A 21,626-nucleotide genomic window follows, 5' to 3' on the forward strand; every position below is an offset into this window, starting at 1 on the left:
GCGGCGTCAGCCCGCGCGGCACACCGGCGCCTCCGCCACGTCCGCGAGGAAGCCCTCGATCGCCGTGTACCAGGCCTCGGGTTGATCCCAGGGGACCAGGTGCCCGGCATCGGGGATCTCCGCGTACGCGCCCCGGGGCAGGACGCGGACCATCTCCTGGGCCTCTGCGCGGCCGAGGTCGCCGTCCAGGCCGCGCACCACGAGGGCCGGGCACGAGACCTGGGCCAGCTCCTCCCAGTGGGCGTCGTGCACCCAGGGCTCGCGGGAGCGCAGCATGTGGCGCCGGTCGAACACCGGGCGCCATCCGTCGCGGTCCTCCTCCATCACCTCCGCGAAGAACTCGCCGCGGGCCGGACGGCGGCCCTCCACCCACGGGTCGTCCTCGCCGAACCACCGGCGCACCGCGTCCAGGCTGGGGAAGGGCACCGGCCAGGCCCGGAACCAGTCCTCCCAGGAACGCTGATCGGCCTCGCCGACGGCCGCCGCGCGCATGTCGCACAGCACCACGGCGCGCACCAGGGACGGCCGGTGGGCGGCGAGCTGCCAGGCGGTGAGGGCGCCCATCGAATGCCCGATGACGACGGCCGGGCCGAGCCCCAGCTGTTCGATCGCGGCGGCGGCGTCGCCGACGTACGCCTCCCGCGAGTACGGCCCCTCGGGCTTGGGGCTGCGGCCGTGCCCGCGCTGGTCCAGCGCGACGACGCGGTGGCGGCCGACGAGCCTCCGGGCGGTGCCGGCCCACTGCGAGGCACGGCCCATCAGCCCGTGCAGCAGCAGTACGGCGGGGCCGGAGGCCGATCCGGGCCCGCCGGCGTGCTCCCACGCGGTGAGCGGAAGGCCGCCCGCTCCGGTGATTTCCCTACGCCTGGCCATGTGGCGCCCCCTGGTGCGTGACGTTCTCAGAACCCCACGTTATCGAATTTCTGTTCGAGAAGGGTCTTCACACGCGCAACACCGCTCTTTCGAGTGACAGCGCTCAAGGATTGTCGGGCCGTGCCGAGGGGAGGACTTCAGCGGGACGCGGCCCGGCGGGGAAGACGGGCAGCGGGGAGCCACCCGGACAGCTCGGGGATCCGGGTGGCCTCCACGGGGACCAGGGGGAACGGGGAGGGGGAGGAGGGGACTCCGGCGCATGGGGAGGCGCCGGGGTCCCTCCCACCACAGCGGCCCTCCATGCGCCGGACACCCGGACGCCTACCGCTTGGCGACGAAGACGTGCGAGGCGGTCTCGCTGCTCAGCTCGGCGGCCTCGCCGCCGCTGCCGACCAGCACACCGCCCGCCGAGGGGGTCACGGACACCACCGCGCCGGGCTGCACTCCGGCCCGCCGCAGCGTGTACATCAGCTGCGCGTCGTTCTGGATGGGCTCGCCGATCCGCCGTACCACCACGCTCGCGCCGGAGAGCCCGCTCTCCAGCTCGCTCAGGCTGACCATGCCCTCGTCCAGGAACGGGTCCGCGCCGGCGTTGTCGCCCAGCTCCTCCAGGCCCGGGATCGGGTTCCCGTACGGCGACTCCGTCGGGTGCCGCAGCAGCTCCAGCACGCGGCGTTCAACGGCCTCGCTCATCACGTGCTCCCAGCGGCAGGCTTCCGCGTGCACGTGCTCCCACTCCAGGCCGATGACGTCGACCAGCAGGCACTCGGCGAGCCGGTGCTTGCGCATCACGCGGGTGGCGATGCGGCGGCCCTCCGAGGTCAGCTCCAGATGCCGGTCGCCGGCGACGTGCACCAGACCGTCGCGCTCCATGCGCGCGACGGTCTGGCTCACGGTCGGACCGCTCTGGTCGAGTCGCTCGGCGATTCGGGCGCGCATGGGGACCACACCCTCCTCCTCCAGCTCCAAGATGGTGCGGAGATACATCTCCGTCGTGTCGATGAGTCCGGACATGCGTGCCCCTCGATGGTTCGTGCGTGGCCCTGGCCTCAATTCTGACGCATCGGACCGACAACCGGCCCCCTGCGGTTGACAGGTGGACGCCGCGCGCACCACGGTTGCCGGCATGACCGATCTGGCCGCCACATATTTCGACGCCGCCATCGCACTCCTGCGGCGCGTGAGGGACGAGGAGTCCGAAAGGATCGAGGCGGCCGGAGCCGCCGTCGCGGACACGGTGGCGGCCGGGGGGCGGGTCTTCGCCTTCGGGGCCGGGCACTCCTCGCTCGCCGCCCAGGACGTCGTCTACCGCGCCGGCGGGCTCGCGCTGGTCAATCTGCTCGCGGTGCCCGGCGCGGTCGGGGTGGACGTCGTGCCCGCCACGCTCGGCAGCGCCCTCGAACAGGTCGACGGCCTCGCCGGGGTCGTCCTGCGGACCTCGCCGCTGCGGGCCGGCGACGTGCTGGTGATCGTCTCCCTCTCCGGCCGCAACGCCCTGCCGGTGGAGATGGCACGGGACGCACGGGCGATGGGGGTCAAGGTCGTCGGCGTCACCTCGGTCGCGTACGCGAAGGAGACCCGCTCGCGGCACTCCAGCGGGACCTTCCTGAAGGACCACTGCGACATCGTCATCGACAGCAAGATCGCCCTCGGCGACGCGGAACTCTCCGTCGAGGGCATCCCGGCGCCCTTCGGGCCCGCCTCCACCGTGGTCACCGGCGCGCTGATGCAGGCCGTCGTCGCCACGGCGGCGCAGCGGCTCGCGGAGCGCGGGATCACGCCTCCGATGCTGCGCTCGGGCAACGTGGACGGCGGCCACGAGTGGAACGCGGCGGTCTTCGAGGAGTACCGGGACCGGATCTTCTACCGACACTGAGGCGGCCGTCAGCTCGGGGCCGCCAGGTCCAGGGCCGCGGCCACCCGCAGCGCCACGTCCTCCGCGAAGGCCGCGTCCACGCGGTCGAAGGGACGCCGCCCCATGCCGCGCAGGAAGGTGAGCGTGCCCAGGGTGCGGCCGCGGCTGCGCAGCACCGCGCACAGTCCGTGCACGGTGCCCTCCGGCCAGCGGCGGGCGGCGGACCAGGCGTCGACCTGGGCGCGGGACGCGGGCTCGGAGCCCGCGAGGGCGCCGAAGGAGGCACGGACGGCCCCGGTGCGAACCACCGCCTGGAGCGCGGGATGGCCCTCCCCGTAGCGCACGGGGATGCCGCCGGTGACGGGCAGGCAGGGCCCGGCGCCACCGGCGGGCGTGGCGGCGGCGCGCACCAGCCGCGTCCCGTCCACCGTGAGCACGTCCAGCAGCGCGTTCTCGGCGAAGCCCGCGAGCGCGAAGTCCACGTAGCAGGTGGCGGCCTCCATCGGCTCGCGGCACTCGGCGACCGCCCGGGCCGCCCGCTGCAGCTGGTTGCTGCGGAAGCGCAGCACCGCGGCCTCCTGCTCGGCGACCTTGGCGTCGGTGATGTCGTGGAACAGCCAGCCCACCCCGAGCGGCACCGGCTCCTCCCCCAGCGGAGAACCGAGCCGCACGAAGCTGCTGCGCCAGCAGCAGCGTGTGCCGCCCTCCTCGCGCAGACCCACCCACAGCTCGGCCGGCGCCGGCGGGGCGCCCTCCGCGAGCACGTGCTGCATCGCGGACTCCAGTTCCTCCACGCCCTGGTCGAGGAAGTCGCCCAGCGGCCGCCCCAGCAGTGCGTCCCGGCTGGTGTGCAGCACGCGGGCGGCGTACGCGTTGACCACGACGGGGCGCAGGTCCGCGTCGACCAGGACGACACCGGAGGAGGCGTCGTCGAACAGCGCCTCGCTCAGGGCGATCGAGCGCTCCAGGTCGATCTGGGCGTGCACCTCGGAGAACGCGCAGTAGACCCCGCCCGGCCGGCCGTCGGCGCCCTGGACGGCGGCGGACTGGGTCCGCACCAGCACCCGGCGGCCGTCCTTGGTCAGCAGGGCGAACTCGTGCACCTGCCGCCCGGCGGCGTCCATCACGGCGAGCAGCCGGGAGCGCACCTCCTCGGCGTCGGCCGTGCGCGCCGCCCAGCCGGCGAAGCCCTTGCGGCCGACGGCCTCCTCGGCCGTCCAGCCCAGGATGCGCACGGCCTCGGAGTTCCAGTGCGTGATCACTCCGTCGCGGTCGAAGGCACAGAGTCCGGCCTCCATGCCGTCGAGGAGCGCGGCGAGCAGCTGCGGCGTCGCATCGAATGACTGCACGTCGGAACATTCAACCCGGATGTGACCCAGGACACAGCCGGTTCGGCGAAATCGGTGCGCACCGGCGACGGGTGCACTAAGGGAGGGGGCTCGCAATAAATGGGTTGTGGCGCGGCGGACCGCTTCTTAAAGTGGCGGGCACACACGAAGGGAGGTGGTCCGGAGAATGAGTTCCCATCGGACGCGTGAGGTGGCTGCGGGCTAGCACCGCGCTCCTCGCCTGCGCGCGATGCGCGACGCGGGCCAATCCATCGCAGTCACCCGACCCGCGGGCTCGTCGGATTCGTCCGGCCGATGCCTGGACGGCCTCCGTCCAGGGAGCAGCCCGCGGGTCGCCTGCGTTCCCGGGCCCCGGCGGGCTAGGGAGCCAGCCGCCGCACCGTCCAGTCGCCGTCCGCAGCGGCCCCGCCGTCCGCCTCGTACCGCAGGCGGTCGTGGAGCCGGTTCTCCCGGCCCTGCCAGAACTCCACGGTCCGCGCGATCACCCGGAAGCCGCCCCAGTGCGGCGGCGCCGGCACCTCCGCCTCCTCGGGCCAGCGCTCGGCCAGCTCCGCGTACCGGCGCTCCAGCTCCTCCCGCGAACCGACCACCGAGGACTGCTCGCTCGCCCAGGCCCCGACCCGGGAGCCGTGCGGCCGGGTGCGGAAGTACGCCTCGGTCTCCTCCCGCGTCACGCGTTCCACCGAGCCGCCGACGATGACCTGCCGGGCGATCGGGTGCCAGGGGAAGAGGAGCGAGGCGTACGGCCGCTCGCCGAGCTCGCGGCCCTTCCTGGACCGATAGTTGGTGAAGAAGACAAAGCCGCGGTGGTCGTAGCTCTTCAGCAGGACGGTCCGGGAACTGGGCAGTCCATCGGCGTCCGCGGTGGAGACGACCATGGCGTTGGGCTCGTCGATGCCGCCGTTCACGGCGTCGGCGAACCAGCGTGCGAACTGCGTGTACGGGTCGGCGGCCAGCTCGGCCTCGGCCAGTCCGCGGGCGCGGTACTGCTTGCGCATGGCGGCGGGATCGTGGTGGAGGTGCTGCACCCGCACATCTTGCAGTACGGCGCCCGTCCCCGCGGCACGGTGTGCCGCAATTATGTGCCCCACCTCACGCTTCACGTCATCAGTGGGAGGGGACAGACTTACAGGCCGGGTGTCTGTCGGCTGCCGGCACCGAGAGATGCCGAAAGATACCGAGAGACACCTTTCGGGCACCCCGTGCCACACCCGTGTGCCACAAGCACCGCCCCGCCGATCGTCGACCGCATCAAGAGGAGCCGCCTGATGTCCGACTTCGTACCCGGACTCGAGGGAGTCGTCGCCTTCGAAACGGAGATCGCCGAACCCGACAAGGAAGGCGGCGCTCTCCGCTACCGAGGCGTGGACATCGAGGATCTGGTGGGCCATGTCTCCTTCGGGAACGTGTGGGGCCTGCTGGTCGACGGCGCCTTCAACCCCGGACTGCCGCCGGCCGAGCCCTTCCCGATCCCCGTGCACTCCGGTGACATCCGTGTCGACGTGCAGTCGGCGCTGGCGATGCTGGCCCCGGTGTGGGGCCTGAAGCCGCTGCTGGACATCGACGCCGAGCAGGCGCGCGAGGACCTGGCGCGGGCCGCGGTCATGGCACTGTCCTACGTGGCGCAGTCCGCGCGCGGCCAGGGGCTGCCGATGGTGCCGCAGAGCGAGATCGACAAGGCGGAGACGGTCGTCGAGCGCTTCATGATCCGCTGGCGCGGCGAGCCGGACCCCAAGCACGTCAAGGCCGTGGACGCCTACTGGACGTCCGCCGCCGAGCACGGCATGAACGCCTCCACCTTCACCGCCCGGGTCATCGCCTCGACCGGCGCCGACGTCGCCGCCGCCCTGTCCGGCGCGGTGGGCGCGATGTCCGGTCCGCTGCACGGCGGCGCGCCCTCGCGGGTGCTGGGCATGATCGAGGAGATCGAGCGCACCGGCGACGCCACTGCGTACGTCAAGCAGGCGCTCGACAAGGGCGAGCGCCTGATGGGCTTCGGCCACCGCGTCTACCGCGCAGAGGACCCGCGCGCGCGGGTGCTGCGGCGTACCGCGCGGGAGCTGGGCGCGCCCCGCTTCGAGATCGCCGAGGCGCTGGAGAAGGCCGCGCTGGAGGAGCTGCACGCGCGCCGCCCCGACCGCGTGCTGGCCACGAACGTCGAGTTCTGGGCGGCGATCATGCTGGACTTCGCCGAGGTCCCGGCGCACATGTTCACGTCGATGTTCAGCTGTGCCCGCACCGCGGGCTGGTCGGCGCACATCCTGGAGCAGAAGCGCACCGGCCGTCTGGTGCGCCCGTCGGCCCGCTACGTGGGCCCGGGCTCCCGCGACCCGCGCGACGTCGAGGGCTACGGCGACATCGCGAACTAGGCCGTGCGGCGGCACCCTGGGGGCATGAGGCTGTTCGTGGCGGTCATGCCCCCCGGGGTGGCGCTGACGGAGCTCGGCGACGCGGTCGACGCGCTGCGCGCCCTGCCGGGCGCCGACGGGCTGCGCTGGACGGAACGGGCCGGGTGGCACGTGACACTGGCGTTCCTCGGGGAGGTCGGCGAGGACCTGTTGCCGGGGCTCGTCGAGCGCCTGGACCGGGCGGCCCGGCGCCATCACCCCTTCGGCACCGGTCTGGCCGGAGGCGGACGCTTCGGGGACCGCACCTTGTGGGCGGGGCTGGACGGGCGCAGCCGGCCGGACGGTCGGAACGGTCAGGAGATGGCGCGCGTCGCGGAGGCCGCCCAGGCGGCCGCCCGGCGGGCCGGCGTCCATTACGAGGACGAGCACGACCGCTTCCACGCCCATCTGACCCTGGCCCGGCAGCGCGGCCACCACGGGCGGGTGGGTCTGAGGCCCTTCACGGACGCGCTGGCCGCTTTCCGGGGCACCCCGTGGACCGCGGACTCCATCGCCCTCGTGCGGAGCCATCCGCCCGCGCCCGGGGTGCCGGGCGCCCAGCCCCGCTACGAGCGGCTGCGGACCTGCCCGCTGGGGCACTGAACCGCTGGGGTTAACCTCGGTGTGTGGACCCGAAGACCCGAACCCGAGTGATGACCGCCGCCCTCGCCCTGCTGGTGATCGTGGTGATCGTGAGCGCGCTGGTCCGCTGACCCGGTCCCGCGGGGGCCGGGTCGGGTCGGGTCGGGTTGCGGATCAGGCCTCGGCGTAGACGTTCGCGACGAACTCGGCGATCTGCTCGTCGGTGAGGTGCCGGGCCAGGTCGGCCTCGGTGATCATCCCGATGAGCTTCTTGTTCTCGACGACCGGCAGCCGCTTGATGCGGTGGGTCTCCATCTCACTCAGCACGTCGTTGACGTCGGCTTCGGCGTCGATCCAGCGCGGAGTGCCCTCGCAGAGGTCTCCGCAGGTGACCTTCGACGGATCACGGCCGGCCGCCACGCACTTCACGACGATGTCGCGGTCCGTGATGATGCCCATCATCCGGTCGTCCGGTCCGTGGACGGGCAGTGCGCCGACGTGGAGTTCGCGCATGAGCTGCGCGGCCCGGTCGAGGCTTTCCGTCGCCGGGATCGCACGGGCGCCTGGATGCATGATCTGCTTGGCTGTCGTCATATCCTCATCGTGCGCCCGACCGGGTGAATCTGCGACCGGACCGGGTGCCTGCGCCGGACGGGGCGGCCCCGCACGGACGGTGTCCGTGCGGGGCCGCCACGCCGCGGAGCCGGGCTCACCAGGCGAAGGCCTCCGGGGAGGGACCGGTGCCGGGGAAGACGCCGTCCAGGTCGGTCAACAGGTCCTGCGACAGCTCCAGTTCGACCGCGCGCAGGGCGGAGTCGAGCTGCTCGCGGGTGCGCGGGCCGACGATCGGGCCGGTGACGCCGGGCCGGGTCAGCAGCCAGGCCAGGGCGACGTCGCCGGGCCGCAGGCCCGCCTTGTCGACCAGGTCCTCGTACGACTGCACCTGCGCGCGCACCGCGCTGTCCTTCAGCGCGTCGGCGGCGCGGCCGGAGGTCGAGCGGGAGCCGCCGCCCTCACGCTCCTTGCGCAGCGCGCCGCCCAGCAGGCCGCCGTTCAGCGGCGACCAGGGGATGACGCCCAGGCCGTAGGCCTCGGCCGCCGGGATGACCTCCATCTCGGCGCGCCGCTCGGCCAGGTTGTACAGGCACTGCTCACTGACCAGACCCAGTGAACCGCGGCGCGCGGCGGCCTCGTTGGCGCGGGCGATGTGCCAGCCGGCGAAGTTCGACGACCCGGCGTAGAGCACCTTGCCCTGCTGCACCAGGACGTCGACGGCCTGCCAGATCTCCTCCCACGGCGTCGCGCGATCGACGTGGTGGAACTGGTAGACGTCGATGTGGTCGGTGCCCAGCCGCTTCAGGCTCGCCTCGCACGCGCGGCGGATGTTGAGCGCGGAGAGCTTGTCGTCGTTGGGCCAGGGGGCGCCCTCGGCGCCCATGTTGCCGTACACCTTGGTCGCGAGGACCGTCTTCTCGCGACGGCCGCCGCCCTTGGCGAACCAGGTGCCGATGATCTCCTCGGTACGGCCCTTGTTCTCGCCCCAGCCGTAGACGTTGGCGGTGTCGAAGAAGTTGACACCGGCGTCCAGCGCGGCGTCCATGATCGCGTGGCTGTCGGCCTCGTCCGTCTGCGGGCCGAAGTTCATCGTTCCCAGTACGAGCCGGCTGACCTTGAGTCCGGTGCGTCCGAGTTGTGTGTACTCCATGCGCACAAGCCAAGCTCTTCGAGTGCGCTCGAATCAAGCACCCCTCACGGTGCCCGCCGCAGGCTCCGGCAGGACGCCGCGGTAGGGCGCCCCGGTCCCCCACGCCTGGTGCATCGCGTCGGCGAAGGCGGCGGCGAGCAGGTGCTCCCCCGCGGCGTTGGGGTGGGTGCCGTCGTAGGTGTGCCGGGCGAGGTCCCAGCCGGCCGGGCGGGATGCCAGCAGCAGGGGCGACACGGGCGTGCCCAGGTCGGCGACGGCCTTGGCGGTACGGGTGTTGAACTCCTCGCACTGCGCGGCGAATCCGGGGTCCTCCACGCAGCGGGTGTTGGGGATGACCGGCAACAGCACGGCGGCGACAAGGGGGTTGGCGGCCCGCGCGCGCTCGACGAACAGCCGCAGGTTGTCCTCGGTCTGCGCGGGATCGGTGTAGAAGCCGAGGTCTATCAGCCCGAGCGAGACCAGCAGCACGTCCGCCCGGTGCTCGCGCACCGCGTCCTCGATCAGCGGCGCCATGTGCAGCCAGCCCTCGCCCCAGCCGGCCAGATGGCGGCGCGCCTCCTGCGGGAAGGCGGGGTCGCCGTAGGCGTGAGAGACCGCGGCGTCGGCCGCCGCGTCGTACAGCGCGGTGCGCGGGCCGACGATCGCGAACGGCTCGCCGAGCGAGCTCAGGTGCCGCCACATGCGGTAGCGCCAGGTGAGGTCGCCGGCGCTGCCGATGGTCATGGAGTCGCCGACGAACATCCACGAGGTGAGGGGAGGCCGGGACGGACGGGTCATGCGGGGCATGGACGAGATCATAGGGACTCGTTCCCGGCCGGGAAGCGGCCCTGCCGTGGGGCCGTTCCGCGGCTGGGATCCGTGCACTTGCGGCCCGGCGCCCCGTGCCCGGGCCTTCAGCCGATGGGCAGCGCGACCTGATCCGCGCATCCCGCGCGAGCCCCTCACCTGGCAGGCTGGGCGCATGCGCATGCGCCCTCTGCTCGCCGCGGCCGCGGCCTCCGCCCTCGTCACGGTCCCGCTCCTCGGCGTCCCCGGCCTCGCCGGCAGCGCGGCCGCCGACGACGGCGAGTCCCTGGCCTTCACGATGACGGACCCGCGGATCACCGAGTCGAGCGGCCTGGCCGCCAGCCGCCTCCACAAGGGCGTCTACTGGACGCACAACGACAGCGACGACGGCCCGTACGTCTACGCCGTCGACTCCGCCACCGGCAAGACCGTCGCCACCGTCACCCTGCGCGGCATCGGCAGCCCGCGTGACGTCGAGGCGATCTCGATGGGCCCGGACGGCGACATCTACGTCGGCGACATCGGCGACAACCTCGGCGGCACCTGGCCGTACGTGTGGATCTACCGCTTCCCGGAGCCGAAGCGGCTGGCCGACCAGACGGTGCGGGCCACCCAGTACGTCGTGAAGTACGACGCCGGGCCGCGGAACGCGGAGGCGATGATGGTCGACCCGCGCACCGGCCGGGTCTGGATCGCCAGCAAGAACGAGGACGGCGGCGCGCTCTACGAGGGCCCGGCGCGGCTGACCGCCTCCGGTACGAACGTCTTCCGGCGCACCACCGACATCCCGCTGTGGATCACCGACGGCGCCTTCTCCCCCGACGGCAGCCGCCTGGTGCTGCGCGGCTACTTCGGCGCCCTGATGTACCGCTGGTCGGACGGCACCCCGCACGAGATCGGCCAGATGCACGTGCCGCTGCAGCGGCAGGGCGAGTCCGTGACCTTCACCACGGATGGGCGCGCCCTGATGTACGGCAGCGAGGGCCAGGACAGCGAGGTCTACCGGGTCCCCCTGACCGGGGACGACCGTCCCGACGACGTCCGCAAGGCCGCCGCCTCGCCGTCCGGTTCGTCGTCCGCCACGGGCGGCGGGGCACAGGCACCGGGCGACGGCGGCGGGCAGCGGTCGATGGGGCAGTTCGCGGTCGGCGCCCTGACCATCGCCGCCCTGGCCGCGGTCGCGGTGGCGGCCCGCCGGCTGCTGCGCCGTGGCGGCCGCCCGTCCTGAGCGTGCGAAAGCCGGTGGGCGCGGTGCCCACCGGCTTCGCGTACGGCAGGGGTCAGAGCCGCTCGGCGACGTAGTCGACGCAGGCGGTCAGCGCCTCCACGTCGGCCGGGTCGACGGCCGGGAACATCGCGACGCGCAGCTGGTTGCGGCCGAGCTTGCGGTAGGGCTCGGTGTCCACGATGCCGTTGGCGCGCAGCACCTTGGCGATGGCGGCGGCGTCGATGCCGTCGGCGAAGTCGACCGTGCCGACGACCTGGGAGCGCTTGGCCGGGTCGGTGACGAACGGCGTGGCGTACTCGGACTTCTCGGCCCAGGTGTACAGGCGCGAGGAGGAGTCGGCGGTGCGGGAGACGGCCCACTCCAGACCGCCCTGGCCGTTGATCCACTCCAGCTGCTCGTTCAGCAGGAAGAGGGTGACCAGCGCGGGGGTGTTGTACGTCTGGTTCTTCCCCGAGTTGTCGATCGCGGTCGGCAGGTCGAAGAACGCCGGGATGTGGCGGCCGGAGGCGGCGATCCGCTCGGCGCGCTCGAGCGCGGCCGGGGAGAACAGCGCGAGCCACAGGCCGCCGTCGGCGGCGAAGGACTTCTGCGGGGCGAAGTAGTAGACGTCGGTCTCGGTGACGTCGACCGGCAGGCCGCCCGCGCCGGAGGTGGCGTCCACCAGGACCAGCGCGCCCTCGTCGGCGCCCGCGACGCGCCGCAGCGGCATCGCGACACCGGTGGAGGTCTCGTTGTGGGTCAGGGCGTAGACGTCGACGCCGGCCTCGGCGACCGGGTCCGGGTGGGAGCCCGGGTCGGTGGTGATCACGGTCGGCTCGTCCAGCCAGGGCGCGAGCTTGGCGGCCTTGGCGAACTTCGAGGAGAACTCGCCGAAGCTCAGGTGCTGGGACTTCCGCTCGATCAGGCCGTGGGTGGCGATGTCCCAGAACGCGGTGGAACCGCCGTTGCCGAGCACCACCTCATAGCCCTCGGGGAGGGAGAACAGCTGCCTGATGCCGTCACGCACCTGGCCGACCAGGTTCTTCACCGGCGCCTGCCGGTGAGAGGTGCCCAGCAGCGAGGTGCCCGTCGCGGCCAGCGCGTCGAGCGCCTCCGGCCGCACCTTGGAGGGGCCCGAACCGAAGCGTCCGTCGGCGGGCTTGATGTCAGCGGGGATCTGGATCTCGGCCACGTTCGCAGCGTAGTGCGTTACGAGGCGGTTTCGGGGAGTAGTCCACGCGGTGAGACATGCGGCCGGGTGGGGCAGGCTGGGGACATGACGGAGGATCTGCGCCGGGCGCTGGAGCGGGTTGTGCGGGGCGAGGTCGCGTTCGACGCCCAGAGCAGGGCGCTGACCACGATGGACGCCTCCAACTACCGGCGTGTCCCGGTGGCCGTGGTGGCACCGCGTGACGCGGAGGACGTGGCGGCGGCGCTCGCGGTGTGCCGCGAGCACGGCGTGCCGGTGGTGCCGCGCGGCGGGGGCACGTCGATCGCGGGGCAGGCGACGGGCACCGGGGTCGTCCTGGACTTCACCCGACACATGCACCGGATCGTGTCACTGGACCCGCACGCGTTGACGGCCCGTGTGCAGCCGGGCGTCGTCCTGGACGACCTGCGGCGGGCGGCCGCCGCCCACGGGCTGACCTTCGGCCCCGACCCGTCGACGCACAGCCGCTGCACCCTCGGCGGCATGATCGGCAACAACGCCTGCGGCGCGCACTCGGTGGCCTGGGGCACCACGGCGGACAACGTGCGCGGGCTGGAGGCGCTCACCTACGGCGGCGACCCGCTGCGCACCCAAGACCCGATCCGGGCGGACCTGCGGGCCTTCACCGACGCCCATCTGGCGCTGCTGCGCACCGGCTACCCGCAGGACCTGCCCCGCCGGATCTCCGGCTACGCCCTGGACGCGCTGCTGCCCGAGCGGGGCCGCGACCTGGCCCGTGCGCTGACCGGCAGCGAGGGCACGCTCGCGGTGATCACGGAGGCCGAGGTGCGGCTGGTGCCCGCGCCGCCGGTACGGGTGCTGGTCGTCCTGGGCTACCCGGACGAGGGCGCCGCCGCCGACGCGGCGCCCGCGCTCCTGCCGTACGGGCCGCTCACGGTCGAGGGGATGGCCGCCGACCTGGTGGACAGCGCCACCAGGAGCCGGGCCGAGCTGCTGCCCGAGGGCTCGGCCTGGCTGTTCGTGGAGATGCCGGGCGTCGGGGAGGCGCACGCGCTGCGCCGGCTGGCGGGCGCCGACAGCTCCGTGGTGGTGTCCGATCCCGCCGCGCAGCGCGCCCTGTGGCGGCTGCGCGAGGACGCGGCCGGCACCGCCACCCGGATCGGGACGCGGTCGGGGGAAAGCATCGAGGCGTGGCCCGGATGGGAGGACTGCGCCGTCCCGCCCGCCCGGCTGGGCGCCTATCTGCGGGACTTCCGCGCCCTGCTGGCCGAGCACGGGCTGCGCGGCGCCCCGTACGGGCACTTCGGCGACGGCTGCATCCATGTGCGCATCGACTTCGACCTGTTGCGGGACGCGGGCGTGGCGCGGTTCCGCCGTTTCTCGGAGGACGTGGCCGGCCTCGTGGTGGCGCACGGCGGCTCGCTGTCCGGTGAGCACGGGGACGGCAAGGCGCGCGCCGAGCTGCTGCCGCGGATGTACGGGGCCGAACTGGTGGGCCTGTTCGGCCGGTTCAAGGACCTGCTCGACCCGGCGGGCGGGCTCAACCCGGGCATGCTGGTGCGGCCCGAACCGCTGGACACCGGGCTGCGGTTCGCCGTGCTGCCCAAGGAACCCGTCGAGGTGGCCTTCGGATACCCGCACGACGGCGGCGACTTCGCGGCGGCCGTGCGCCGCTGCGTCGGCGTCGCCAAGTGCCGCGACACGGCGCCACAGGGCGCGGGGGTGATGTGCCCCTCGTTCCGTGTGACGGGCGAGGAACGGCACTCGACACGGGGCCGGGCCCGCCTGCTGCACGAGATGCTGGCGGGCGAGGTCGTCACGGACGGCTGGCGCTCGCCGGAGGTCCGGGACGCCCTGGACCTCTGCCTGTCCTGCAAGGGCTGCCGCACCGACTGCCCGGTGGGCGTCGACATGGCCACCTACAAGGCCGAGTTCCTGCACCACCACTACCGGCGGCGGCTGCGGCCCGCCGCGCACTACGCGATGGGGTGGCTGCCGGTCTGGCTGCGCGCGGCCGCCCCCTTCGCGGGCGCGCTCAACGCGCTGGCCCGGGTCCGGCCGCTGGCGGCACTGGCCCGGCGGGCGGGCGGCATCGCACCGGAGCGGGCGCTGCCGCGGCTGGCGGAGGTGTCCTTCACACGCTGGTGGCGGCGGACGTACAAGCGGCCGGGCGCACCTGCCCCAGGGGACCTGGTCCTGTGGCCCGACACCTTCACCGACCGCCTCTCCCCCGAGACCGGCCGCGCCGCGGTGCGGGTCCTTCAGGCCGCGGGGCTGCGGCCGGTCCTCCCACCGCGGGCCGTCTGCTGCGGCCTGACCTGGGTGTCCACCGGCCAGCTCGACCGGGCCCGTACCGTCATGCGCCGCACGGTGGACCGGCTGCGGCCGGTCCTCGCCGCCGGACTGCCGGTGGTGGTCCTGGAGCCGAGCTGCGCGGCCGCCCTCCGCACCGACCTGCCCGAACTCCTGGGCACCGACGACGCCCGCGCGCTGGCCTCCTCCGTGCGCACCTTCGCCGAGGCCCTGGAGGAGTTCGCCCCCGGCTGGGCCCCGCCCCGGCTCGGCGCGCCCGTCGCCGGGCAGACGCACTGCCACCAGCACGCCGTCCTCGGCGACGCCCCCGACCGCCGGCTGCGCGCCCGCGCCGGCCTCACCGGGGAGCTCTCCGCCGGCTGCTGCGGTCTCGCGGGCGACTTCGGCTTCGAACGCGGCCACTACGACGTCTCCGTCGCCTGCGCCGAGGAACAGCTCCTCCCCGCCCTGCGCGCCGCCCGCCCCGGCACGGCCGTCCTCGCCGACGGCTTCTCCTGCCGCACCCAGATCGCCCAGCTCGCGGGCGTCCGCGCCCGCCACCTCGCGGAGGTCCTGGCGGACGGACTCTGACGGGCGGGGCGGGCACCGCGCACGGAGCCCGGCGCCGCGCTCAGGCGGGCACCGACTCCGACTCCGGCTCCGACTTCCGGGGTACGAACTCGACGAGCTTGCGGTCCTTGCCGCGGTGCAGGTCGATCTTGAGCCGTAGCCCGCCCAGCCGGGCGAGGAACAGGCCCACGGAGGCCGCCGCCACGGCCGCGACCAGGCCGCCGGACAGGAAGCCGATCCTCGCGCCGAACTGGTCGGTCACCCACCCGACGAGCGGCCCGCCGAGGGGGGTGCCGCCGACGAAGACCATCATGAACAGGCTCATGACGCGGCCGCGCATGGCCGGGTCCGTCGCGAGCTGCACGCTGGCGTTGGCGGTGGTGTTGAACGTCAGCCCGAACATGCCGATCGGCAGCATGAGCACCAGGAACACCCAGTACGCGGGCGCCAGCGCCGCCGCCATCTCCAGCACGCCGAAGCCGAACGCGGCACCCACCAGCAGCCGCAGCGGCGTGCTGCCGCGGCGGGCGGCCAGCAGCGCGCCGACGACGGAGCCGGCCGCGAGCACGGAGTTGAACAGGCCGTACATCCCCGCGTCGCCGTGGAAGACGTGGTCGGCGAAGGCGGTCAGCCAGATCGGGAAGTTGTACGCGAAGGTGCCGATGAAGCCGACCAGCACGATGGGCCAGATCAGATCGGGCCGTCCGGCCACGTACCGCAGGCCCTCGCGCAGCTGGCCCTTGCCGCGCGGGGCGGTGGGCACGGCGTACAGGTCGGAGTCGCGCATCAGCAGCAGTCCGGCGAGCGGCGCCAGGAAGGACAGGCCGTTGAAGAGGAAGGCCCATCCGCTGCCGACCGCGGTGATCAGCGCGCCGGCGACGGCGGGGCCGACGAGCCGGGCGCTCTGGAAGTTCGCGGAGTTCAGCGAGACGGCGTTGCGCACGTCGGCCGGGCCGACCATCTCCACCACGAAGGCCTGCCGTGCCGGGTTGTCGACCACGGTCACCATGCCGAGGCCGAAGGCGATCGCGTAGACGTGCCACACCTGTACCTCGCCGGAGAGCGTGAGCACCGCCAGCAGCAGCCCGAGCGCGCCCATGACCACCTGGGTGACCAGCAGGATCCGGCGCTTGGGGTAGCGGTCCGCGATCACGCCGCCGTAGAGCCCGAACAGCAGCATCGGCAGGAACTGCAGCGCGGTGGTGATGCCCACGGCGAAGGAGGAGCCGGTCAGGCTCAGCACGAGCCAGTCCTGCGCGATGCGGGACATCCACGTCCCGGTGTTGGAGATCAGCGCGCCCGAGGCGAAGAGCCGGTAGTTGCGGTTGCGCAGCGAGCTGAAGGTGCCCCCGCTGGAGGCGGCCGGCGGGCCGGCGACGCGGGACGCCTCGGCGGCGCCCGCGGCGGTGTCGGCGCCCGCCGGGTTCGCCAGATCGGCGGGATCCGCGGACTCGGCAGGCTCGGCGGGCTCTGTGGGACCGGCCGGGCCGGCGGAGCCGCCGGGTTCGGCCGCCCGGGCCGGCGGTGCGGCGGGGTCGGGGGTGGTCGGTTCGGGTGCGGCGTCAGATGCGGCTGCCGAACTCAATCGGGTTTCGCCTCCTCATCGAGGGCTGATGTCGGAGTGAGCGAGCTTCTCCAGGACGGGGGCCGCGGCCCGGAGCACGGCGCGCTCGTCGTCGTCGAGCCCCTCGACGAGCTCCGCGAGGAAGGCGTTGCGCTTGGCCCGGCTCTCCTCGAGCATCGCCTCGGCCGCCTCCGTCTGCCGGACGACGACCTGGCGGCGGTCGTCCGGATGGGGGTCCCGGTGGACGAGGCCCTTGGACTCGAGCATGGCGACGATCCGGGTCATCGACGGCGGCTGGACGTGCTCCTTGCGGGCCAGCTCCCCCGGTGTGGCGGAGCCGCAACGGGCCAGGGTGGCCAGCACCGCCATCTCCGTAGGGCTCAGCGACTCGTCGACTCTCTGGTGGCGCAGACGACGGGACAGCCGCATCACGGCGCCGCGCAGCGTGTTCACCGCTGTGCGGTCGTCCTCGGACAGTTCACTCACGTTACTTAGTCTAGCTCATTACTTATGCTAAGGAAAACGCGGCGCCCGCGCCAAACGCATTCGTGAGCGAACTCACCCATCCGGGTGAGTTCCGACCCGAAATCGACGCACGCACGACCGATCGGCGCGGACCCTGGCCCCATGGCTTCGAGAGTGCTCAGCATGCGCATAGACGGGGACCTGCTGGACCGTCTCCAGGCTCACGCCGCGAAACGCGGAATGAGCGTCCAGGACTACATAGTCCGGACGCTCATTCGCGACGACTTCGACGAACGGCTGAAGGCCTCCGTCGATGAGACCGAGCAGTTCTACGCCGAGGGCTACGCCAGCCCCAGCGCCGGCATCAGGTAGTAGAAGACGAAGACACCGGCCACCACGTACAGCGCCACCGGCACCTCACGGCCGCGCCCCGTCGCCAGCCGCAGCAGGCAGAAGGTGATGAAGCCGATGCCGATGCCGTTGGTGATCGAGTAGGTGAAGGGCATCAGCAGCATCGTCAGGAACGCCGGGACGGCGATCGTGAAGTCGCTCCAGTCGATGTCCCGGACGGCACCGGCCATGATCAGGAAGCCCACCGCCACCAGCGCTGGGGTCGCCGCCTGGGCCGGGACCATGGTGGCCAGCGGTGTGAGGAACAGCGCCACCACGAAGAGCAGTCCGGTGACGACAGACGCGAGCCCGGTGCGCGCGCCCTCGCCGGCGCCAGCGGTGGACTCCGCGTAGCAGGTGTTGGCCGAGCAGGAGGTCAGACCGCCGGCGGCGGTCGCGATGCCGTCGACCATCAGCACCTTGCTCATCCCGGGCAGGTCGCCCTTCTCGTCCAGCAGGTGCGCCTCGTCGCTCACGCCGAGGATGGTGCCCATCGCGTCGAAGAAGCAGCTCAGCAGCACGGTGAAGACGAAGAGCAGGCCGGTGACGACGCCGACCTCACCGAAGCCGCCGAACAGGCTCACCTTGCCGAGCAGCCCGAAGTCGGGGGTCGACACGGGGTTGCCCGGCCAGTGCGGCACGGTCAGGCCCCACGCACCCGGCTTGATGCCCGCGACCGCGTCCACGATCAGCGCGAGCACGGTCATCGCCACGATGCTGATGAGGATCGCGCCGGGCACCTTGCGGGCGAGCAGCGCCAGCGTGAGCAGCACGCCGAGGATGAAGATCAGCACCGGCCAGCCGAGCAGATGCCCGTTGCCGCCGAGCTGCAGCGGCACGGTGGTGTGCGCGACGTCCGGGATCCGGCTCACGAAACCGGAGTCGACCAGGCCGATCAGCACGATGAACAGGCCGATGCCGATGGCGATCGCCTTGCGCAGCCCCAGCGGGACCGCGCTCATGACCCGCTCCCGCAGGCCGGTGGCGACCAGCACCATGATCGCCAGACCTGCGAGCACGACCATGCCCATGGCGTCCGGCCAGCTCATCCGCGGCGCGAGCTGCAGCGCGACGATGGTGTTCACACCGAGGCCGGCCGCGAGCGCGATCGGCACATTGCCGATGACGCCCATCAGGAGCGTGGTGAACGCGGCGGTCAGGACGGTGGCCGTGACGAGCTGGCCGTTGTCGAGGTGGTGGCCGTACTTGTCCACGCCCGAACTGAGGATGATCGGGTTCAGGACGATGATGTAGGCCATCGCGAAGAAGGTGGCCAGTCCGCCGCGGATCTCGCGGGGGATCGACGACCCCCGCTCGGAGATCCGGAAGAACCGGTCGAGCGCGCCGTGGGCGGTCGCCGGAGGCGGGGGCGGGGAACTGGGCACGACCTTGGCGGTGGTCGACGGGGACATGCGGGTCCTTGCGTGGGGGGCGTGGGGGCGTGGAGGCATGGGAGAGAGAGCAGAGCGGCTTGCTTTGGATGTTCCTACGAATGAATCAGGTCATGCGCAGATGGATTCAGTATGAACATATGAACCAACCAAACGCTATCTCCGCGCGTAGACCCCCTGGCGGACATGAGTAGGCTGTGCGGTATGAGCAGCAGCGAGAACCGTGCCGAGACATCCCGCACAGCGGCGACACCGTTGCGCGAGGCACCGGCGCCGTTGGAGGCCAACGACGTCGCGACCGTCACGGTCGGCACCGTCGTCTGGTTCGCGCTCTTCGTCGTCCAGCTGCCCTTCTACGGCTGGTACGCCGACCACGGGCACGCCTGGATCATCTGGACCTGCCTGGCCGGCGGCGGCCTCGGGCTGATCGGCCTCTGGTACGTCCGCGCCCGCCGCGACGCGATCGCCCGGGCCCGGGCCGCCGAGCAGGCAGGCGAGCCGGAGCACGCCGAGCACGCCTGAGCTCCTTCCCCGGGCGTACGCCCACCCCGAGACTCCCCGGAGACGGGGGGCTCACGACGCGTCCGCGGCGATCCGCACGTACCGTCGAACTCATGACTGACCGCATGGGGACTCAGCCGCGGGACACGGCCGGCGCCGTGCCGCCGGCACTGCGGGGGCTGACGGCGGCCGAGGTCGCGGAGCGGGTGGCACGGGGCGAGGTCAACGACGTCCCCGCGACGTCCTCGCGCTCGCTGGCCGAAATCGTGCGGTCGAACATCTTCACGCGCTTCAACGCCATCATCGGCGTGCTCTTCCTGATCATCCTGGTGGTCGGCCCCATCCAGGACGGGCTCTTCGGCTTCGTGATCATCGCCAACACCGGCATCGGCATCTTCCAGGAATGGCGCGCCAAGAAAACCCTGGACGGCCTGGCCGTCATCGGCGAGGCCAGACCGGTGGTCCGCCGGGACGGCGCCACGACGCGCGTCCCCCCTTCCGGGATCGTCCTCGGCGACCTGGTGGAGCTCGGGCCCGGCGACAAGGTGGTGGTCGACGGCGAGGTCGCCGAGGCCGAGAACCTGGAGGTCGACGAGTCCCTGCTCACCGGCGAGGCCGATCCGGTGGTCAAGCACCCCGGCGACCCGGTGATGTCCGGCAGCTTCGTCGTCGCCGGCGGCGGCGCCTTCACCGCCACCAAGGTCGGCCGCGAGGCCTACGCCGCGCAACTGGCCGAGGAGGCCAGCCGGTTCACCCTCGTCCACTCCGAACTGCGCAGCGGCATCAGCCAGATCCTCAAGTACGTGACCTGGATGATGGTCCCGACCGCGATCGGCCTCATCGTCAGCCAGCTGGTGCTGGAGGGCGACGACTGGCGCGAGGCCGTCCGCCGCATGGTCGGCGGCATCGTGCCGATGGTCCCCGAGGGGCTGGTGCTGCTGACCTCCGTGGCCTTCGCGATCGGGGTCGTCCGGCTGGGCCGCAAGCAGTGCCTGGTGCAGGAACTGCCCGCCATCGAGGGCCTCGCCCGGGTCGACGTGGTGTGCCTGGACAAGACCGGCACGCTCACCGAGGGCGGCATGGACGTCTCCGCGCTGCGCATGCTGGACGGCCTCCCCGAGCCCTACGTACGGCAGGTGCTCGGCGCGGTCAGCGCCTCCGACCCGCGGCCCAACCCGACGCTCGCCGCCGTGGCCGAGGCCTTCCCCGTCCCGGGCGACGGCTGGCACGTCACGGAGGCGCTGCCGTTCTCCTCCGCCCGCAAGTACAGCGGCGCCGCCTTCACCGAACCCGACGGGGACAGCAGCACCTGGCTGCTCGGCGCCCCCGACGTGCTGCTCCCCGGCGGAGACCGCGCCCTCGCCGAGATCGACGACCTCAACGCCCAGGGACTGCGCGTCCTGCTGCTCGCCCGCGCCCGCAAGGGGCTGGCCGACCCCGCGGTCGCCGCCTCCGTCACCCCGGCCGCGCTGGTCGTGCTGGAGCAGCGGCTGCGCCCCGACGCCGCGGAGACGCTGCGCTACTTCGCCGAGCAGCAGGTGCAGGCCAAGGTCATCTCCGGAGACAACGCGGTCTCGGTCGGCGCGGTCGCCGGCAAGCTGGGCCTGCCCGGCGCCCAGGCCCCGGTGGACGCCCGCCGGCTGCCGGCCGACCGCGGCGAGATGGCGGCCGTCCTCGACCGCGGCACGGTCTTCGGCCGCGTCACGCCGCAGCAGAAGCGGGACATGGTGGCGGCGCTCCAGTCACGCGGCCACAACGTCGCGATGACCGGCGACGGGGTCAACGACGTGCTCGCGCTCAAGGACGCCGACATCGGCGTCGCCATGGGGTCCGGCTCCGAGGCCACCCGGGCCGTCGCGCAGATCGTGCTGCTGAACAACAGCTTCGCGACCCTGCCCTCGGTCGTCGCCGAGGGCCGCCGCGTCATCGGCAACATCACGCGCGTGGCGACGCTGTTCCTCACCAAGACCGTGTACTCGGTGCTGCTCGCCCTGCTGGTGGTCATCTGGCACGCGCCGTACCCGTTCCTCCCCCGGCACCTGACCTTGCTGTCCACCCTGACCATCGGCGTGCCCGCCTTCTTCCTGGCCCTGGCCCCCAACAAGGAGCGGGCCAAGCCGCAGTTCGTGCGGCGGGTGATGCGGTACTCGCTGCCCGCCGGGGTGATCGCGGGCATCGCCACCTTCGTGACGTACATGCTCGCCCGGCACCACTACCAGGGGGCGGGAGCGCTCGACGCCGAGACCAGCGCCGCCACGCTGACGCTCTTCCTCGTCGCCATGTGGGTGCTGGCGATCGTCGCCCGCCCCTACACCTGGTGGCGGATCGCCCTGGTCCTCGCCATGGGCGCGGGCTTCCTCGTCGTCCTGGCCGTCCCCTGGCTCCAGGACTTCTTCGCCCTCCGCCTCGTCGGCACCCAGGCCCCCTGGACCGCCGTCGGCGTGGCCGTCGCGGCGTCGGCGGTGCTGGAAGTCGTATGGCGCCGGGTGTCCCGGACGGACGCCTGAGGCGCGCCCGCCCGGGACACCGTTGTCAGCC

Annotated in this window: 19 protein-coding genes; 8 read left to right on the forward strand and 11 right to left on the reverse strand. The window is 72.8% G+C overall.

Annotation, left to right across the window (positions count from 1 at the left end):
* Positions 1 to 6: 6 nt before the first annotated feature.
* Both ACFWVC_RS09525 and ACFWVC_RS09530 read right to left on the reverse strand, forming a co-directional pair.
* The gene (locus tag ACFWVC_RS09525) at positions 7 to 873 is read right to left on the reverse strand and encodes an alpha/beta fold hydrolase (protein ID WP_384280935.1); all 867 of its coding nucleotides are present in this window, start codon (positions 871 to 873) and stop codon (positions 7 to 9) included.
* A 321-nt stretch (positions 874 to 1,194) separates the two neighbouring features.
* Positions 1,195 to 1,887, reverse strand: a complete 693-nt coding sequence (locus ACFWVC_RS09530; protein ID WP_384280940.1) for a metal-dependent transcriptional regulator — start codon at positions 1,885 to 1,887, stop codon at positions 1,195 to 1,197.
* Between the two features lie 112 nt (positions 1,888 to 1,999).
* Here ACFWVC_RS09530 and ACFWVC_RS09535 point away from each other — a divergent pair, with 112 nt between their 5' ends.
* Positions 2,000 to 2,749 carry an SIS domain-containing protein gene (locus ACFWVC_RS09535; protein ID WP_384280944.1) on the forward strand — a complete coding sequence of 250 codons (750 nt, stop codon included), beginning with the start codon at positions 2,000 to 2,002 and terminating at the stop codon, positions 2,747 to 2,749.
* An 8-nt stretch (positions 2,750 to 2,757) separates the two neighbouring features.
* Here ACFWVC_RS09535 and ACFWVC_RS09540 read toward each other — a convergent pair whose 3' ends face one another.
* Both ACFWVC_RS09540 and pdxH read right to left on the reverse strand, forming a co-directional pair.
* Positions 2,758 to 4,077: a PAS domain-containing protein gene (locus ACFWVC_RS09540; protein WP_384280946.1), complete on the reverse strand. Its 1,320-nt coding sequence runs from the start codon at positions 4,075 to 4,077 to the stop codon at positions 2,758 to 2,760.
* 359 nt (positions 4,078 to 4,436) lie between these two features.
* On the reverse strand, positions 4,437 to 5,075 hold the full coding sequence (gene pdxH / locus ACFWVC_RS09545) for a pyridoxamine 5'-phosphate oxidase (protein WP_384281364.1): 639 nt from the start codon (positions 5,073 to 5,075) through the stop codon (positions 4,437 to 4,439).
* Positions 5,076 to 5,345: 270 nt separating this feature from the next.
* On the opposite strand from pdxH, the gene ACFWVC_RS09550 reads away from it, so the two are divergent.
* Positions 5,346 to 6,446: a citrate synthase 2 gene (locus tag ACFWVC_RS09550; protein ID WP_384280950.1), complete on the forward strand. Its 1,101-nt coding sequence runs from the start codon at positions 5,346 to 5,348 to the stop codon at positions 6,444 to 6,446.
* 24 nt (positions 6,447 to 6,470) lie between these two features.
* Positions 6,471 to 7,067, forward strand: coding sequence for an RNA 2',3'-cyclic phosphodiesterase (thpR, locus tag ACFWVC_RS09555; RefSeq protein WP_384280953.1), 597 nt, complete (start codon positions 6,471 to 6,473; stop codon positions 7,065 to 7,067).
* Positions 7,068 to 7,220: 153 nt separating this feature from the next.
* Here thpR and ACFWVC_RS09560 read toward each other — a convergent pair whose 3' ends face one another.
* The 3 genes from ACFWVC_RS09560 to ACFWVC_RS09570 form a co-directional block, all read right to left on the reverse strand.
* Complete coding sequence (locus ACFWVC_RS09560; RefSeq protein WP_384280955.1) at positions 7,221 to 7,640, reverse strand: CBS domain-containing protein; 420 nt, start codon at positions 7,638 to 7,640, stop codon at positions 7,221 to 7,223.
* Between the two features lie 115 nt (positions 7,641 to 7,755).
* Complete coding sequence (locus ACFWVC_RS09565) at positions 7,756 to 8,751, reverse strand: aldo/keto reductase (RefSeq protein ID WP_384280958.1); 996 nt, start codon at positions 8,749 to 8,751, stop codon at positions 7,756 to 7,758.
* Positions 8,752 to 8,784: 33 nt separating this feature from the next.
* Complete coding sequence (locus ACFWVC_RS09570) at positions 8,785 to 9,537, reverse strand: GDSL-type esterase/lipase family protein (protein WP_384280960.1); 753 nt, start codon at positions 9,535 to 9,537, stop codon at positions 8,785 to 8,787.
* A 181-nt stretch (positions 9,538 to 9,718) separates the two neighbouring features.
* On the opposite strand from ACFWVC_RS09570, the gene ACFWVC_RS09575 reads away from it, so the two are divergent.
* Complete coding sequence (locus ACFWVC_RS09575; RefSeq protein WP_384281371.1) at positions 9,719 to 10,765, forward strand: hypothetical protein; 1,047 nt, start codon at positions 9,719 to 9,721, stop codon at positions 10,763 to 10,765.
* Positions 10,766 to 10,817: 52 nt separating this feature from the next.
* On the opposite strand, the gene serC is transcribed toward ACFWVC_RS09575, so the two are convergent.
* The gene (gene serC / locus ACFWVC_RS09580; RefSeq protein ID WP_384280963.1) at positions 10,818 to 11,936 is read right to left on the reverse strand and encodes a phosphoserine transaminase; all 1,119 of its coding nucleotides are present in this window, start codon (positions 11,934 to 11,936) and stop codon (positions 10,818 to 10,820) included.
* A gap of 84 nt (positions 11,937 to 12,020) precedes the next feature.
* Here serC and ACFWVC_RS09585 point away from each other — a divergent pair, with 84 nt between their 5' ends.
* Complete coding sequence (locus ACFWVC_RS09585; protein WP_384280967.1) at positions 12,021 to 14,798, forward strand: FAD-binding and (Fe-S)-binding domain-containing protein; 2,778 nt, start codon at positions 12,021 to 12,023, stop codon at positions 14,796 to 14,798.
* 40 nt (positions 14,799 to 14,838) lie between these two features.
* Here ACFWVC_RS09585 and ACFWVC_RS09590 read toward each other — a convergent pair whose 3' ends face one another.
* Positions 14,839 to 16,362: an MFS transporter gene (locus ACFWVC_RS09590; RefSeq protein ID WP_384280970.1), complete on the reverse strand. Its 1,524-nt coding sequence runs from the start codon at positions 16,360 to 16,362 to the stop codon at positions 14,839 to 14,841.
* 15 nt (positions 16,363 to 16,377) lie between these two features.
* Positions 16,378 to 16,770, reverse strand: coding sequence for a MarR family winged helix-turn-helix transcriptional regulator (locus ACFWVC_RS09595; RefSeq protein ID WP_384281376.1), 393 nt, complete (start codon positions 16,768 to 16,770; stop codon positions 16,378 to 16,380).
* A 198-nt stretch (positions 16,771 to 16,968) separates the two neighbouring features.
* Here ACFWVC_RS09595 and ACFWVC_RS09600 point away from each other — a divergent pair, with 198 nt between their 5' ends.
* Positions 16,969 to 17,178, forward strand: a complete 210-nt coding sequence (locus ACFWVC_RS09600; RefSeq protein WP_319662981.1) for a ribbon-helix-helix protein, CopG family — start codon at positions 16,969 to 16,971, stop codon at positions 17,176 to 17,178.
* Here the strand turns inward: ACFWVC_RS09600 and ACFWVC_RS09605 are convergent.
* Positions 17,148 to 18,608 carry an NCS2 family permease gene (locus ACFWVC_RS09605; protein WP_384280975.1) on the reverse strand — a complete coding sequence of 487 codons (1,461 nt, stop codon included), beginning with the start codon at positions 18,606 to 18,608 and terminating at the stop codon, positions 17,148 to 17,150. The genes ACFWVC_RS09600 and ACFWVC_RS09605 overlap by 31 nt on opposite strands.
* Positions 18,609 to 18,791: 183 nt before the next feature.
* On the opposite strand from ACFWVC_RS09605, the gene ACFWVC_RS09610 reads away from it, so the two are divergent.
* The gene (locus tag ACFWVC_RS09610) at positions 18,792 to 19,109 is read left to right on the forward strand and encodes a DUF2530 domain-containing protein (RefSeq protein ID WP_384280979.1); all 318 of its coding nucleotides are present in this window, start codon (positions 18,792 to 18,794) and stop codon (positions 19,107 to 19,109) included.
* Between the two features lie 92 nt (positions 19,110 to 19,201).
* The gene (locus tag ACFWVC_RS09615; RefSeq protein ID WP_384280983.1) at positions 19,202 to 21,595 is read left to right on the forward strand and encodes an HAD-IC family P-type ATPase; all 2,394 of its coding nucleotides are present in this window, start codon (positions 19,202 to 19,204) and stop codon (positions 21,593 to 21,595) included.
* Positions 21,596 to 21,626 lie beyond the last annotated feature (31 nt).

The sequence above is a fragment of the Streptomyces sp. NPDC058691 genome, assembly GCF_042714775.1.
Classification (GTDB): domain Bacteria; phylum Actinomycetota; class Actinomycetes; order Streptomycetales; family Streptomycetaceae; genus Actinacidiphila.